General features: G+C 37.8%; 15 protein-coding genes. 7 read left to right on the top strand and 8 right to left on the bottom strand.

Going from position 1 to position 16,366, the window contains the following annotated elements; genetic code table 11:
• Nucleotides 1-295 precede the first annotated feature (295 nt).
• The 6 genes from WFN33_RS18975 to tauA all read right to left on the bottom strand — a co-directional run bounded on the left by WFN33_RS18975 (nt 296) and on the right by tauA (nt 8,781).
• The gene (locus WFN33_RS18975) at nt 296-2,419 is read right to left on the bottom strand and encodes an AAA family ATPase (protein ID WP_336954585.1); all 2,124 of its coding nucleotides are present in this window, start codon (nt 2,417-2,419) and stop codon (nt 296-298) included.
• Nucleotides 2,420-2,958: 539 nt separating this feature from the next.
• Nucleotides 2,959-4,860 carry a 5'-nucleotidase C-terminal domain-containing protein gene (locus WFN33_RS18980; protein ID WP_336954586.1) on the bottom strand — a complete coding sequence of 634 codons (1,902 nt, stop codon included), beginning with the start codon at nt 4,858-4,860 and terminating at the stop codon, nt 2,959-2,961.
• 299 nt (nt 4,861-5,159) lie between these two features.
• Nucleotides 5,160-6,023 carry a taurine dioxygenase gene (gene tauD, locus WFN33_RS18985; protein WP_336954588.1) on the bottom strand — a complete coding sequence of 288 codons (864 nt, stop codon included), beginning with the start codon at nt 6,021-6,023 and terminating at the stop codon, nt 5,160-5,162.
• 83 nt (nt 6,024-6,106) lie between these two features.
• Complete coding sequence (gene tauC, locus WFN33_RS18990; RefSeq protein ID WP_336954590.1) at nt 6,107-6,949, bottom strand: taurine ABC transporter permease TauC; 843 nt, start codon at nt 6,947-6,949, stop codon at nt 6,107-6,109.
• Nucleotides 6,949-7,773, bottom strand: a complete 825-nt coding sequence (gene tauB, locus WFN33_RS18995) for a taurine ABC transporter ATP-binding subunit (protein WP_336954591.1) — start codon at nt 7,771-7,773, stop codon at nt 6,949-6,951. Before tauB ends, tauC begins: the two co-directional genes overlap by 1 nt.
• Nucleotides 7,774-7,791: 18 nt before the next feature.
• Complete coding sequence (gene tauA / locus WFN33_RS19000; RefSeq protein WP_336954593.1) at nt 7,792-8,781, bottom strand: taurine ABC transporter substrate-binding protein; 990 nt, start codon at nt 8,779-8,781, stop codon at nt 7,792-7,794.
• A gap of 362 nt (nt 8,782-9,143) precedes the next feature.
• On the opposite strand from tauA, the gene WFN33_RS19005 reads away from it, so the two are divergent.
• Complete coding sequence (locus tag WFN33_RS19005) at nt 9,144-10,151, top strand: putative solute-binding protein (protein WP_336954594.1); 1,008 nt, start codon at nt 9,144-9,146, stop codon at nt 10,149-10,151.
• A 75-nt stretch (nt 10,152-10,226) separates the two neighbouring features.
• On the opposite strand, the gene WFN33_RS19010 is transcribed toward WFN33_RS19005, so the two are convergent.
• The gene (locus WFN33_RS19010) at nt 10,227-10,493 is read right to left on the bottom strand and encodes a hypothetical protein (protein WP_004818138.1); all 267 of its coding nucleotides are present in this window, start codon (nt 10,491-10,493) and stop codon (nt 10,227-10,229) included.
• A gap of 827 nt (nt 10,494-11,320) precedes the next feature.
• Between WFN33_RS19010 and grpE the strand changes: the two genes are divergently transcribed.
• From grpE to WFN33_RS19040, 6 genes are all read left to right on the top strand, one after another.
• Nucleotides 11,321-11,860, top strand: coding sequence for a nucleotide exchange factor GrpE (grpE, locus tag WFN33_RS19015; protein ID WP_004719014.1), 540 nt, complete (start codon nt 11,321-11,323; stop codon nt 11,858-11,860).
• A gap of 166 nt (nt 11,861-12,026) precedes the next feature.
• Nucleotides 12,027-13,970: a molecular chaperone DnaK gene (gene dnaK, locus WFN33_RS19020; protein ID WP_336954595.1), complete on the top strand. Its 1,944-nt coding sequence runs from the start codon at nt 12,027-12,029 to the stop codon at nt 13,968-13,970.
• A gap of 89 nt (nt 13,971-14,059) precedes the next feature.
• A complete protein-coding gene (locus WFN33_RS19025) occupies nt 14,060-14,422 on the top strand; it encodes a MerR family transcriptional regulator (protein WP_336954596.1) in 363 nt (120 codons plus the stop codon).
• 49 nt (nt 14,423-14,471) lie between these two features.
• Nucleotides 14,472-14,768 carry a putative quinol monooxygenase gene (locus WFN33_RS19030; protein ID WP_336954597.1) on the top strand — a complete coding sequence of 99 codons (297 nt, stop codon included), beginning with the start codon at nt 14,472-14,474 and terminating at the stop codon, nt 14,766-14,768.
• Nucleotides 14,769-14,876: 108 nt separating this feature from the next.
• Complete coding sequence (locus WFN33_RS19035) at nt 14,877-15,293, top strand: hypothetical protein (protein ID WP_336954598.1); 417 nt, start codon at nt 14,877-14,879, stop codon at nt 15,291-15,293.
• A gap of 2 nt (nt 15,294-15,295) precedes the next feature.
• Nucleotides 15,296-15,811, top strand: a complete 516-nt coding sequence (locus WFN33_RS19040) for a hypothetical protein (RefSeq protein WP_336954599.1) — start codon at nt 15,296-15,298, stop codon at nt 15,809-15,811.
• Between the two features lie 9 nt (nt 15,812-15,820).
• Here the strand turns inward: WFN33_RS19040 and WFN33_RS19045 are convergent, their stop codons facing one another.
• Nucleotides 15,821-16,336 (bottom strand): hypothetical protein, encoded by a 516-nt coding sequence (locus WFN33_RS19045; RefSeq protein WP_336954600.1) that lies wholly within the window; start codon nt 16,334-16,336, stop codon nt 15,821-15,823.
• Nucleotides 16,337-16,366 lie beyond the last annotated feature (30 nt).

Genomic DNA, 16,366 nt, shown 5'->3' on the forward strand with positions numbered 1-16,366 from the left:
AATCTTAACAACTTAATCAAGTGCCTGATTTATCAGAAGTTTTATTTAACATCACCGCCGATGGATGTGCATTCTACAGCATTCCATTCCCAACACAACCCCTTTTTTTAAACTTTTTTATCGGATGTGCGTTTTTTCCTCAAAATCAGCATTTTTTTATGCTTTTTATCTATTTTTTAAGCATTTTTCATTAGTTTTTTCATATTAAAGTTATTTTTATGCTTTGTTTTCCACTCTCGAATCACAAAATCTGAGCTTTATTCACCTAAATCAGGATTCAAAAAGAAAAACCGCATCAATTTGATGCGGTAAATCCTATACTTTGTGCACTTTTATATTTTGCAGTCATTTCATCTGTTAAATGCTGCAGAATAGAATCCACATTTTCAAAAGGATGAAAACAGGACTGTCGTACAATCACAGAGAAGTCTCCGACACTTAAACGATCTAAAGATTGCAGTTTTACTTTTATATCGGCTTCATGAACAACAAGTTTGAGCTGTATACAGATATTTTCCAGTAAAGCCAAACGCTGTGCATAATTTAAAAAATCAAAATGCATTTTAAAATCGAAACGGCGTAATGCAGCTTGATCAAGTTCATCAAAACGATTGGTTGTCGCCACTACGACGCCATTAAAGCTTTCGAGTTGAACCAAAAACTCATTTACTTGCGAAACTTCCCAAGAGCGGGTTGCTTGACGGCGGTCTTGTAATAAGCCATCTACTTCGTCCAACAACAAAATTGCCTGTAAGTCTTCGGCTTCTTGAAACGCTTTAGCAAGGTTTTGTTCTGTTTCACCCACCCAAGCAGAAATTAAGTCTGAACCACGGTTAATCAGTAAAGGTCTATTGATAGTTTCAGATAACCATCGTGCAAATGCAGTTTTACCTGTTCCAGATGCTCCGTATAAACATAAACGGCCAAAACCATGTTGCAGGATACCAGATGCGATCTCCGCAAGATTCTGCTTACAATTGATATAGTTCAGATCATAGAACTTGGGCAAAGCATTACTATCTTGCAATTTAATGCTTTGATGACCCTGTGCTTTTAAGGTATTGGACACCAATTTGGTCATGCTTTCCTGAACCACTAAATGCTCATTGTGCATTTGAGCCGCTTTGGCAACACGATAACTACGGCGTAAAATTGCTGGAGATAATTGCTCAACATTGGCCAAGGCTTCCTGATACAAAGGATTAAGTTCTTGACCACAATGTTGTTCGATAAAGCTTCTGCGTTGCTTTTTAGGTGGCACTTTAATTTCAAGCACCATATCAAAACGGCGTATAAACGCAGGATCGAGCTGATCAGAATTAGACACCCAAATCGTTGGTGTACGATTTTGCTCTAAAATACGATTGACCCAAGCCTTACGACTTTGTGCAGTGCTTTTCATCCCCACGCCATTTTCGGTGTCATTAAATACATCCTCAACTTCATCAAACAGCAATAAAGCAGATTGACTGTCGAAAATGCACTGCGCTGCACGATACGCACATAAACGGCCTGTGGCTGAAATTGCATCACCATCTTCATCTTCACAGGAGATTTCAAAAAGTTGCACCGCCATTTCATCTGCAAGGGTCTTACACAGTTGTGTCTTTCCTGTGCCTGAAGTGCCATAAAGGAAGATATTTACCCCCTGTTGCTTACTCATTTTGACTTGCTTTAAGTAAGCTAGGAGTAAAGTCAATTCAGTGTGTAAATGAGGATAATCCTCTAAGGTTAATTCAGCAGGCTGACTTTTATTAATGGTTCCAACAAACAGATCCATCACATCATTGGTTTTCACCAATAACTTATCAGCCAATTGGTTTGACACCAAATTCAATTTCCCACGTAAATAATTACGATAGTGTTGTTGAACACTGATTAAGCCACTGCAATGTAAACGCCCTTGTACAGACAAAGCCTGCCGAATTGCTTCATAAGGTAAATCTAAAACCACAGCCACAGCACGTATGGTTTTAGACGCAGTCAATTCACCGATGGTATCCGCAATATCATCTAGAAGTTGTTCACTGTTTAACATCACGATAAAGCCTAAAATCGTGCTTTCAACAGCATTTAAATCCAGTAATTGCTGTATTAACTTTAGGTTATATTGCAATTCAGCATTGAACTGAAAATTATCTAATAAATTTTGCTGTTGGCTATTTTTATGCAAATGGTTAAGTTCCTGATAAGCAGCTTGCTCATCGAACTTATCTGCAAGTAATGCTTCAGAAAAACCTAACTTTTTTGCAATCCATTGATGACTAAAGCAATGATCAGAAATAAATTCTTTTGCACCACCTAACTCGACCAAAAATCGAAAAGCCCAAAGTTTTACAATCGGAGAAATTTCAGCAAAATCCGCTACGTCAACCTGATGCATATTTTGTGCAAAAGGTTGATTAATATATTCGTTCATATATTCACTTTTTTCTTTTCATGACTAAGGCTAAACTTTTTTCAATTTGCATTTTCTGCAAGCAAAGTCATCCCTCAGAACATGTATATTCTTTAAAATAAGGTTTATTTTCGTTTAATTTAAACGATTAAAAATGTATAGGGTCTATTTAAAGCCCAAAATGAGAAATACGTTAAACAACATGATTTTTCTCCCGAATATTGAATTTAACAGCTGATTCAAATCACATTTTAAGCACCCTGCTTAAAATGATGGGTTCAATCAAGATATTATGGTTATCCTGCAACCAGTGAGTGGTTGTAAACAATCTTGTCAAAAGGCAACGTTACAAGATCAAATTGAGGCAAGTAAAAAGAAAATTGAGGTTGTCTTTGTGATTATTTAAGCCATCGTGGCTAAATTTTGGCTCATTTTAAAGTTAAGGATAGATTTTTGCAATTATTTATTACGCATTCATCACGAACATAGGATTTTGTCAGTTTCCACTAACGCCCCAACAAAAAACCCGCCGAAGCGGGATTTTGATTGTCTGTTTCAGTTTATTTTGCTTTATCGATAAATAGCTGGGTACTGTATTCAGCCGTTGCTAATTTATTAATTTTCTTTTGACCTGTCTGACCAGCCAAACCTTGGGCATATTTAAGGAAAGCCTCCGCATAGTCTAAGCCAACATTCACACGGCGCTCACCAGTAATGGTTTTCAAGGTGGTATAGTAGTCACCACCATTCGCAAGAAAATCAATCGTGATCGCTTTGTAAATCTTATTGAGATCAAGATTTTCATATTGCCCAGATGCATTACGTACTTGTATTTGGTTAAGACGCTGGCCTTTGTCTTTAGTAAAGTCAACATTCCAACGCATACCACCAGTATATGGGTAGCTACCCGTATTATTCTGGGCAATCACACCATCTATTGCATCCTCTAAGGTGGCTTTAACTTCAGCACCCGTCAAATCTAAACGCAACAATGTATTCTTGAACGGTAAGACATTATAAATTTTACCAACTGTCACATCCCCTAAAGCAACATCTTCACGGACACCACCACCATTTTGGAATGAGATATCAGCGCCAAAGAAGGTCTTTCCTTGTTGTAAAAACGCTTCAGCAATAATTTGTTGAATATCTCCACCATGTTGATCGACGTGGGTATTCTTATTACAGATATCGCCGAGTGTTGAACGATTTACATCCCGTTGTGTACCAGGGACTCGACGTGAACAGAGATTATCTGTGGCTTGACCTACGATTTCTTGAGCAAATTTTTTCTTTTGTTCCTGATACGGTTTTAAAACATCCAAGGTGTTTTGTAGTGGCATTACAACAGTAAATGGGGCCTGATCTGTTTTAAATTGCGTCAGAATTGCTTGTTTTTCAGTTTCGGTGACTGCTTTTGCGTCTTTGGCGGTACGGGTAAAGTTATTCCCAATGAGTACATGTGGTGTTCCACTACAGCTTTCGACATTCCCGTTTTTGTCAAACTTCACATTTAAATCGCCCACGATATAACTGTACTGCCAAGCTTGCGCGACGCAGACCAATTGACCATCTTTGTTTCTCAGCTGTGTTGGATAAGCACCTTCAGGTGTCATGCCATATTTTTTAAGACTGTCAGGGCCCAATAACGTATGTGAATCACCCCCAATAATCACATCAACATCGGTAAGTGATTTTGCCAGCTGTTGGTCTAAGTCATATCCCACATGGGTTTGAAGAATAATATTTTTAATACCTTGTGCTTTATATTGATTTATTTCTTTTTGTGCTGTTTCAATTTCATCTGCAAACAATGTATCAGCATTCGGTTGAGAAGAGTTTTTGGTTTTCTTGGCAACCGTTAAACCAATGATTGCAAATTTCACTCCCTCCTTTTCAAACACTTGTGACTTCAAAATGCGATTGGTTTTATACAACGGTGAAGATGCACCAAAACTGACATTGGCCGTTAAAATTTGGGTTTTGTCTTTACAAGAACTTTGATCCAAGAAACCAATAAATTTCTTTAATCCATCATCTTTAGAATCAAACTCATGGTTACCCGGCGTAAATGTATCAAAACAAACGGTGTTCATTGCATCTGCGTCTGCTTTACCATCTGTTAAGTTATAGTACAAATCGCCAGTGATCGCATCACCAGCATGTATTTTTAAAGCATTTTTCTTTTCTACTGCAAGTTGGTTAATTAAGCTGGCAACACGTGCAAATCCACCGCTTGCAACACTAAACTCTTCATCCCCTGTCCCCACATTGCTTTTAAATTTAATGCTTTCTTCATCTAAATGTGAATGATGGTCATTAATATGCAAGATATTCAGTTCTAAAGCTTTTGCCTCTATTGGTTTTTCAGTATTTGAATGATCATTATCATCATTACAAGCAACCAACAGCGTAGACAGTACACTTAGCAAAATGATTTGCTTTTTATTATTAATCAACATGATATTTCCAACAAGCAATAAATATTTATGGCCTAGTATGTTGATCATTTGTTTAATTTTGATGAATAATTAAACATTATTGCTCAGCAACAAGGTTTCATCAGAGCTTAAATATTCAAATTGTTTTCTGAACACCGACAAACACAGCATACCGATACTTTGAACAACAGCTCACTTTATGATTTTTTTCTTTAATGTATTTTTTAAACGTTGAAGTTTCAAAAAGTTGTATTCAAATTCAGTTGTTTCAAAAATAAAAAACCAATCAAATTTGATTGGATTTTATAACAAGTTAAACCTTAATCTGCTTGATAAAAAGGTTTATCACCCATCAAAGTGGCTCGATTCATAACACGGTGCTGAGGACGGTAATCATCAACAGCATAATGGAAGGTACAACGATTATCCCAAAATGCCACATCATTGGCCTGCCACGACCAACGCACTACAAACTCTGGTTTCTGAATATGTTCAAACAACATTTTCAAAACAGCATCGCTTTCTTTGGCTTCGAGTTCATTGATTCGTGTGGTAAAACCTTCACTCACAAACAAAGCTTTGCGACCTGTGACAGGATGAGTACGAATCACAGGATGGCTAATCGGAGGATGTTTTTTCTTAGCCTGTTCTAGCTTTTCTAATTCGGCAGGATCACCACCAAAACGATCTACTGGAAATGAACGTGCAATATCATGTGTTGCAGTTAAACCAGACAACATCGCTTGCATCGGTTTGGATAATGCTTCAAACGCCGCTGTTCCACTTGACCAAAGTGTATCTCCACCCCATGCAGGGACTTTTTTTGCACTTAAAATTGCGCCCATTGCTGGTGCTTCAAGAAAAGTCACATCGGTATGCCACAATGCATTATCCCGTAAATCATTTAATTCCGTATCTAAAACCATGATTTCTGGTTGTTCTGGAATATTAGGGTAAATTGGGTGGATGTGTAACTGACCAAATTGACGCGCCAAAGCTGCATGTTGCTGTGCAGTCATCGGCTGATTTCTGAAAAAGATCACCTGATGTTTCAATAAAGCTGCTTCAATCAAAGCCTTTTGTTCAGATGTTAAAGGCTGATTGAAATTCACACCTTCAATCAGCGCACCAATCGTTGGATTTAATGGGGTAACTTTAAAAATATTTGAAACAACAGCGTTCATTTCTTCCTCGATCATCTCACGATATATTAAAATGTTAAAACTAAATATGGCGATATGCTATCGAACAGTGTAGCGAAAATAACTTACTGAGATTGCTTATCCCAAGGGACTAATTTCCTTTGTAAACGACGTAAACCAATTTCCAAAATAAAGGCAATCACAGCAATAATTAAAATCCCCACAATCACCACATCTGTAGCCAAAAGCTGTGAAGAAGATTGCACCATAAAGCCTAAACCTTCAGAAGCTCCAACCAACTCTGCTGCCACCAAAGTCGACCATCCCACCCCAAGACCAATACGGATACCGGTTAAAATACTCGGTAAAGAACTTGGTAAAACCACATGTTTAATAATTTGCATTGGGCTTGCACCCAAAGACTGTGCAGCACGAATTTTAGCTTGATCGACTGAACGTACACCGGTTGCTGTTGCAATAACAATCGGTGCAAAAATTGCCAGATAAATCAGTAGCACCTTGGATAATTCACCAATACCACACCAAATTACAATCAAGGGTAAATACGCCAGCGGCGGAATCGGACGATAAAACTCAATGATGGGATCTAAAATACCCCGTACAACTTTATTACGACCAATCGCAATCCCAACTGGAATCGCAGTGATGACCGCAGCAATTAATGCCGTGCCAATACGACCCAAACTTGCACCAATATGACTCCACAAGCTAATACTCATATAGCCATTGCTGAACAAATCATTGAAACGCTGCAAAACGGCGGTTGGTGATGGTAAGAATAAAGCATCAATCCAGCCTAAAGTGGTGACCAGCCACCAAATTGCAATCAAAGTAATGATCGTGATACTACTAATCAAGGTAATATTGACTTCACGTGGAACCTTCACCACCACAGTCTGAGATTCAACTGTACGAGGGATCAATTTAGGGTCTAATTGTGCTGTCATTACTCCACCTTTTCCACTTGAGTTTGGTCACTCTGAGCAACATGGTATTGATCCTGATTATTTTGAATAAACACACAACTCAACACATGCTCTCGCATTTCAATAAACTTAGGATCTGATTTAATACTTCGTGCTGGCTCACCATGGGCATAGCGTTTAGCAAAATCCAACTCTAGCTTTTCCACAATTCGCCCAGGATTCGGTGCAAGAATAATTAGATCTGTTGCTAGAAAAACAGCTTCTTCGATGTCATGGGTAATTAAGAATGTGGGTTTGGACGTGCTCTTCCAAATATCTAATAATAAGCACTGCATTTGTTCACGAATAAAGGCATCCAAAGCACCAAAAGGCTCATCCATCAATAATATTTTAGGGTCAGAAGCCAAAGCACGTGCTAAACCAACCCGTTGACGTTGCCCGCCTGAAAGTTCCCAGATATGGCGTTGACCAAAGCCTTCTAAATTCACCAATTTGAGTAATGCTTGTGCACGGTTTTGACGTGTTTTTTTATCAAATCCTGCAAGCTCTAAACCAAAAGCAATATTGTCTTCTACATTTTGCCAAGGCAATAAAACATCATCTTGGAACACCACACCACGGTCTCGGCTGGGTGCAATGATTACTTCGCCATCCAGTTTTAATGTGCCTGCTTGTGGCTGAGTAAATCCAGCAATCAGATTTAATAAGGTTGTTTTACCACTGCCTGAAGCACCTAATGCAACCATCAGTTGCTCAGAGCCCAGTTGAAATGAAACATCTTTCAGTACCGGTTGTTCAGCACCCGGATACTGTGCTTGTACGTGTTCTACACTCAATACAGCCATGATGAATACTTCCGATCTCTATTTCGATGTTTGAATAAAACGTGTGTTAATAAACTGTTGATAATTTGGAGAAACTTTTCTCACCAGACCCTGTGCTTTTAAAAAGTTCACTGAATTGACAATATTCTGTGTGGTCCGCCCACCAAGGTATTGAGTGCTTAATTGCGCCTGACGTTCTGGATAGGCGGCACCAGCAAGAAGCGCTGGCACATCTTGAGCATCTACACCAGTAATTTTGGCAATTTTTTGCACTTCAGCCGAGTTGGCAGTCCAACGACTTTTATTCTGGTTATAGGATTGATAATAGTTCAGTGTCACTGTTGAAAACTTTGCTAAGACTTCAGGATGCTTCTGTGCAAAATCTTTACGTGCCACCCAAACTTCAAATGTAGGAGATCCCCATTGCCCAACCTGCCCTGCATCTGTGATGACCTTACCTGTTTTCTTAATATTGGCAAGTGCAGGTGACCAGACAAAAGCTGCATCTATATCGCCTCTGCGCCATGCTGCATTAATTTCAGCTGGTTTTAGGTTCAACAACCGTATTTGATTGGTTTTAATATTCCAATGCTGCAAAGCCCCCAATAAACTGTAATGGGAAGTCGAAGCAAATGGGGTGGCCACCTTTTTCCCAATTAAGTCCTGAGGACTATTAATTCCTGAGCCATTTCTCACTACTAAGGCTTCCGCACTTTTCAGATCGGTAGAAATTAAAAACACCTCTATAGGCAAATTATTGGCAACAGCTGCCCCCAAAGGACTTGAACCAATCAGTGCGATATCTACAGAACCTGAAGCCAATGCAGTTAAAACTTCTGCGCCACTATTAAATAAGCGCCAATCCAGTTTTTCCCCAATTACTTTGTCATACACACCGTCAGCCTGTGCAACTTTGGCAGGTTCTATGTTGGTTTGATAACCAATGACGATAGGGCGAGCATTTGCCAAACCACTATAGCTATATAAACTTATGGCTGAGCAAAGCAAAATCAGTTGCTGAAATTTCATGATCAATGTGTGGACTAGAATAAATAAAAATAGATGGGAATCAGCCTCATGGTACGGTTTTTTTGTATATTATTAAAAATACGTTTTTTAGATTTACTTATATGTTTTATTGATTAACAAAACTTGAAATCTATTTTATTTTTCTAGATCGATCAAAATTAACAAGATTTTAATTAGGCCACTAAACCCACACCAACAAACAAAACAATATCACAATAATATTTTATTAGGATAAATAAATCACATTAAGCAAGCCATTCAATGGTTTACTCATCGGAAATAGAGTAAAAACTCTATTTTTATTCAAATAATATTACTATATTTAGTATAAATAAAACGCGTTTTAAGTATAAGGATATAACATGAAAAAGGAATTTCTTGCCCTTACTACAATCGTATTATTAGGAATATCAAGCACCTCTCAAGCAAAACAAGAAATCTGTGTTTTTGATTTATTAGGGAAAGCTGGCGAATCCTATAAAATGATGGAAGAGTGGGCACTCGCTGCAAAAACATGGAATACCGATGTCCAGCTGATTGCTTACCAAAATGAAGAGCTTGCTGATAAAGATTTTAAAAATGGTAAATGTGATGCTGCCTATATCACCACAATGCGTGCACGCCAATACAATAAATTCGCAGGGTCTATTGACGCGCTGGGGGGGGTTCCAACCAATGCCATTGCACTCAAGGCGATTACCTTTGTTTTGGATAAGCGTAATGTAAAACGCTTAAAAACCAAGATAGACAATGAAGAAATAGAAATTGGTGGAATCGGTCAAATTGGCCCTGCATATATCTTTGTGAACGATCGAACCATTAATACTATTGAAAAAGGTAAAGGTAAGAAATTTGCGGTATTGGCGTATGACAAAGCACAGATTGCAATGGTTGAACGTGTCGGAGCAATTCCTGTTCCTTCGGATATTTCCAATTTTATTAAGAAGTTTAATACAGGTGAAGTACCAATGGTGGGTGCGCCAGCTTACGCCTTTAAACCTTTAGAAATGGAAAAAGGGCTTGGCTCTAAAGGTGCATTGATCAATTTTCCAGTGCTAAATGTCACTGCAGATTTGGTATTTAGATCTCAAAAATTCCCTGCTACTTTTGGCAATGATTCTAGAACGTGGTTTATCAAGCAACTTCCTCGTCAATTCAGTATGGTCAAACGTTTAGAAGAAGGCATTCCAGCTAAATATCGTTTGAATTTAAGTAAAGCAGATACTGAAAAATATCAAAAGCTTTTACGAGATGGACGTATGGATTTAACCCGACAAGGTATTTACGATCCGACCATGATGTCAGTGCTTAAACGGGCGCGATGTACTGTAGATCGAACCAACTTTGAATGTTCTTTGGCGGGTGAGTAACCTCTCATCAAAAGTTGTTGATAAAAATCAGGCAATGGAGGCATCCATAAATTGCCTGATTTTTTATTTTAAAATTTACTGAGCTGAAGGTTGTTCAACTAAACTTGGGTCATTGGTTGCTTGAGCAGGTTGTGATTGCTGAATCGTTGCATCTCCCTCAACAGCAGTACCTTGTTGAGTCGGATCTACAGTCGCAGTTTGTGCCGATTGCTGTTGATCTGCAGAACCCATTGGTGCTGATTGGGTTGTTTCAGGTGCTTGTGTTGTTTCACTTGATGTACACGCCGTACTCATAACCGCAACACCAGCCAATAGCATAAAAATAAGACCTGATTTTTTCATCATAAATTCCTTTATCACTCTATCAAAAAACGGCAACACAGGACTGCGTTGTCGTGCTGACTATGATTGCTATTTTTTCTGCAAACTTCGTTGAAGCTTGGTTAGACTTTTAAGGTGTTGCCGTATAAGTTATGCAAAGTTTATTAAATCAATGATTTATATTGACCGATTTTATTTTTCATTATACTTGTTTCATTTCACTAGATTTTTTGATGGGATTAAATGCGGTTAGGCAAAAGTCTACCTGATAAAAGATATACTTTTACCATAAAAGTTTCGGATTACTTACATTGTTAATGGCTTTTTACAAGACAAAAAAAAAGCTTATCCAAGAAGATTGGATAAGCGATGAAAACATTGTTCAAACTAAAAAAAGAAACTACAGCCATAGAATCTATGGAGCATGATAATTAAATTATTGCTTTTTCGCAAAACCTTATTTTCAATAAGTTTAATCGGTTTTACATGTAAATTAAGCATTTTAATCTGTTCATTCAATTTTAATTTTTGAATTTACTCATCATTTTTGAGCAATAGCTGCATCTATCATCAATAAAGTTAAATTTTTAATCTAAAAAAATAATCACTGATTTGATGATTATTCCAACAAAAATATCTTTAAAGTTTGAGATTTCTCCCTTAGATCAGCTTTTTTCACTGAATTTCATTAAATAATCTCTAAAACTGCTTGAATTTTAGCGGCTCGCCCACATTTCTTATTCATTAATGAATTAAACGATCATGGCAGTTCAAAAATGAACACAGTGCAAAACTGCTGCCGATAAGGACTGTACATGTTTAAGAACCCATTTAAACGGAGTAAATCAATGGCAACTGAGCAGAATCAAGAAGCCCAAGATATTCAAAACGAGCAAGCCGAACAGCAAACTCAGGCTGAAAATGAACAGGTTGAAGTTACCGTTGAAGCTTTACAGGCTCAAATTAGTCATCTTGAAGAGAGCTTAAAACTCGAAAAAGCACGTACTGCAAACGCGGTTTATGAAGCACAGAAAAGTGTAGAACGTATTCAACGTGATGCTGAAAAGCATAAAGACATCGTGTTAGAAAAGTTTGCGAAAGAATTATTAAACTCTGTCGACAACCTTGAGCGTGCCATCCTCGCAGGTGGCGATGAAGAAACACCTGTACTAGAAGGCGTAAAACTGACCTTGAAATCACTTCTCACCACTTTAGAAAAATTCGGTGTTGTTGAAGCAGACACAACCAATGGTTTCAACGCGGACTTACATCAAGCTGTCGGGATCGACCCAAATGCACAAGCCAACCAAATTGGCACAGTTTTGCAAAAAGGCTACACCTTAAATGGTCGACTACTTCGCCCTGCAATGGTGATGGTTGGTCAATAAAGGTAATAAATAGGAGCTTTTTAAAAATATTTTCATGAATTTTCACAAATCATGACTTGAAAATTTTTGAATGGCTCTCATATCGGATAACAAGAAAATCCCTTTTAACTCCCCTTTGTAAAAAGAGGACACAAGGGATTCAAAAGAATTTAGAGGAATTTGATTTATGGCTAAAATTATTGGTATTGACTTAGGTACAACGAATTCATGTGTTGCTGTACTTGAAGGCGATAAAGTTAAAGTAATTGAAAATGCTGAAGGTGCACGAACAACACCTTCTATCGTGGCATATAAAGATGGCGAAATTCTTGTGGGTCAATCTGCTAAACGTCAAGCAGTGACTAACCCTAAGAATACATTATTCGCAATCAAGCGGTTAATTGGTCGTAAGTATCAAGACCAAGCAGTACAAAAAGATATCGGTATTGCACCATTCAAAATCATCAAAGCTGATAATGGTGATGCTTGGGTTGAAGTAAACGACAAAAAACTTGCACCGCAACAGATCTCTGCAGAAATTTTGAAAAAAATGAAAAAAACTGCGGAAGATTATTTAGGTGAAACAGTAACAGAAGCTGTTATTACTGTTCCTGCTTACTTCAATGATGCGCAACGTCAAGCAACAAAAGATGCTGGTCGTATTGCTGGTCTAGAAGTTAAACGTATCATTAACGAACCAACTGCTGCTGCACTTGCGTTCGGTATGGACAAAAAAGAAGGCGACCGTAAAGTTGCAGTATATGACTTAGGTGGTGGTACATTTGACGTATCAATCATTGAAATCGCTGACTTAGATGGCGACCAACAAATCGAAGTATTGTCAACCAATGGTGATACATTCCTTGGTGGTGAAGACTTTGATAATGCATTGATCGACTATTTAGTTGAAGAGTTCAAGAAAGAGCAAAACTTCAACTTGAAACAAGATCCACTTGCATTACAACGTTTAAAAGAAGCAGCTGAAAAAGCTAAAATTGAGCTTTCTTCATCTAATTCGACTGAAATTAACTTACCATACATCACTGCGGATGCAACTGGTCCTAAACACTTAGTGATGAATGTAACACGTGCCAAACTAGAAGGTTTAGTTGCTGATTTAGTTGCGCGTACAATTGAGCCTTGCCGTATCGCACTTAAAGATGCAGGTCTTTCGACTTCTGACATCTCTGACGTGATTTTGGTTGGTGGTCAATCACGTATGCCAATGGTTCAACAGAAAGTACAAGAGTTTTTCGGTAAAGAACCTCGTAAAGATGTGAACCCAGATGAAGCTGTTGCAATTGGTGCTGCAATTCAAGGTGCGGTATTGTCTGGTGACAAAACTGACGTACTTTTACTTGACGTAACACCATTAACACTTGGTATCGAAACCATGGGTGGCGTATTAACTGCAATTATTGAGAAAAACACTACGATTCCTGCGAAGAAATCTCAAGTATTCTCTACAGCAGCAGATAACCAACCAGCGGTAGATATTTCAGTTTACCAAGGTGAACGTAAAATGGCTCAACAAAACAAATTGTTGGGTAACTTCCAATTAGGCGACATTCCACCTGCACCACGTGGTGTGCCACAAATTGAAGTATCGTTCGACATCAATGCTGATGGTATCTTAAAAGTATCAGCAAAAGACAAGAGTACTGGTAAAGAACAATCGATCCAGATCAAAGCAAACTCTGGTTTGTCTGATGCTGAAATCGAAGCAATGATCAAAGATGCTGAAGCAAATGCTGAAGAAGATCGTAAGTTTGAAGAACTTGCAAAAGCACGTAACGAAGCTGATGCTTTAGTTGCTTCTGCAAACAAAGCTGTGAAAGATCTTGGTGAACAAGTTACTGCTGATGAAAAAACGGCAATTGAAGCAGCAGTTTCTGAGTTAGAAGTGACTGCAAAAGAAAATGATGTTGATGCGATTAAAGCAAAAACTGAAGCTTTACAAAACATCATTATGCCAATCACTCAACGTGCTTATGAAGCAGCTCAAGGTCAAGGCGGCGCTGAAGGCTTCGATCCTAACCAATTCGGTGGTGATGCAGGCCAACAACAGCAAAAAGCTGATGATGGCGTTGTAGATGCTGAATTCACTGAAGTTAAAGATGACAAAAAATAATTTGTCACTTTAATCTTAGAAAACCGCTCAAGAGATTGAGCGGTTTTTTTATATGATCTATTTTTATCCGTAAAGCTATGGAGTCACTTTTGTTTATCTCTGATATCTCTAAAAAAACTGGACTCTCTATCCATACCCTTCGTTATTATGAACAAGTAGGCTTACTGAAAAATATCCATCGTAATCAATCTGGGCGACGTGTATATACCAAACTTGATCTGGAATGGCTTGAATGGGTAAAACGCTTAAAATCAACAGGCATGCCTTTAGAAAAAATGCAAGATTTTGCCCAATTTCGACTACAAGGAGAGCAAACCTTAAAACAAAGACAAGCGCTTCTTATTGCGCATTCTGCTCAATTAAAACAAGAAATTAAAAGACTCAAGCAAGAACAAAGTATAGTCGACTATAAAATTGAAATATATGCACAAAAAATGCTTGAGCTAGAGTGAACTCGAGCAGTTAATATTTTTGACTCACGATTTGAGTTAGGAGTAGACAATGTTAAGTTCAGGTTTTTACATCACCGCAGAATTAAAAATTAAAGATAAAAACAGAATATTAGAAACCCGTGAAGCCTTACAAGCATTATGTGAGCTCACTCTTCAACAAGAACCTGAATGCACCTTATTTCAACTGCATCAATGTCAAGAAGAACCAACCCGTTTACTACTTTGGGAGCGCTTCGACTCGGAACAGTCTTACCACGCCCATTTTAAACAGCCCTATACACAACACTATCTTTCCAAAGATTTAACCGAAGTGGTGCAACATTTCGTCAGTGATATTGTGCTATAAAAAAGCTCGAAAAATCACTCTAGTCATCGAGTGGTTTTTCTTATTGATCAATTGCCAATCTTCACTAAATCTTTTATCTTAATTATCACAATAATAATGAGTCAAACGATGAAAAACTCTCCTGCTGTATCCAATACTGTGTATTACAGCTTGATCATAGCGCAATTTATATTGCCTATCATTGCAGCAGTCATCGATATATACAGTACTGAACCCGAGTTAGAACTTCTGGATAAAACGCTTTACCAAGACCCGCAAGCTTGGGAATTGGGGGTTATGTCAGTTGCAGGCTTAATCATCCTCATCATCACATTTGGTTTATGTTTAAAAAAAGAATGGGCAAGAAAGGCTTATCTCTATACATTTTTCCCAATATTTCTGATTTATTTTATGCCCTTTATGCATTGGATTTATATGACCAGTTATGCAGCGATTTTTAACGATCTGGCCTTTGTTTGTTCTGGAATTTTATTGATGATTTTAGTGACTCCATCACTCTATCAACCTATTTTTGAACACGATTAATCATGTATAAAACGCTTGCTATCAGCATTGGCTTATATCTCTTTTTAGAGATTCTATGTCATGGTTTTGCATTTTTTGCAGGGAAAATAGTGAGTAAAGCGGATAAACAAAAGCTTAATCATCCTTTGCACCTTGAATTTACACGGCAAACTTTTTATCGCACCATGTTACTGGTCAGCATTGTATTGATGAGCCATTTTTATACTGAAATTGCCTATTTTGAACAGAATGCTTGGATTCGTTTGACATTAAGTATCAGCATTATTTTACTCATTCTATTTATACTCTGGTGGCTAAATGCTTTTATTCTGCACCAAGTGGTTTTAAAGCAACAACAACAATCCGTCTCTCCAGTATTTAAACAGAAAATCAGCTATATCATGCTGCATCCTTTACAATTCAAAGCTTTATATATCAGCCCTGGCTATTTAAAAAGATCTGTTTGGATGAATCGATTACTCAGCGTTTTTGCTTTTATTCTCTTATTTATTGATATCCAAGTCCTGTTTAACGCTTAAATAAACAGATTATGTGAATGAACCTTCCATCGCGATGCCCAAACTCAGTGCGATGATGGTAAATAATCCTTTCATCAACAAAAGTAATCCTGCAAATATGCAAATGATCATGATGATTCTTTGCTTTTTGCTCAGGCTTTCACGTATCTGTAAATTGTATAGACTGTCAGCTTGTTTTTGCATGGATAAATGATCGGTGATGGTCTGAGAAATCTTATCTTCGATTGGGTTTAATGACGAACCATCGAGTACCTCTAAAAAATAGTGTCCAACATCCAACTCACAATAAAACATCAGCATTGAAGCACGAGAAAAACCATTTTTACTTGCTCTTGCAGTACTTGGTGATAGCTTCACAATCTGCTGAAGATCTGTATTGGTGATTTGTGGATGAATCAATAGCATAGGTGCAAGTTTAAATAATGGACCCTCTTGCCAAATTGCATAGCCGCCCTTTTTGCTGATTTTAAAATTTTTAATTTTTTGATTTAAGACTAAGTCCAGCACTAAACGTGATCGAAACATAAGAAATAGGCTGTAGAAAGCCCTTATCAA

The organism is Acinetobacter sp. AS167 (assembly GCF_037152175.1).
Classification (GTDB): domain Bacteria; phylum Pseudomonadota; class Gammaproteobacteria; order Pseudomonadales; family Moraxellaceae; genus Acinetobacter.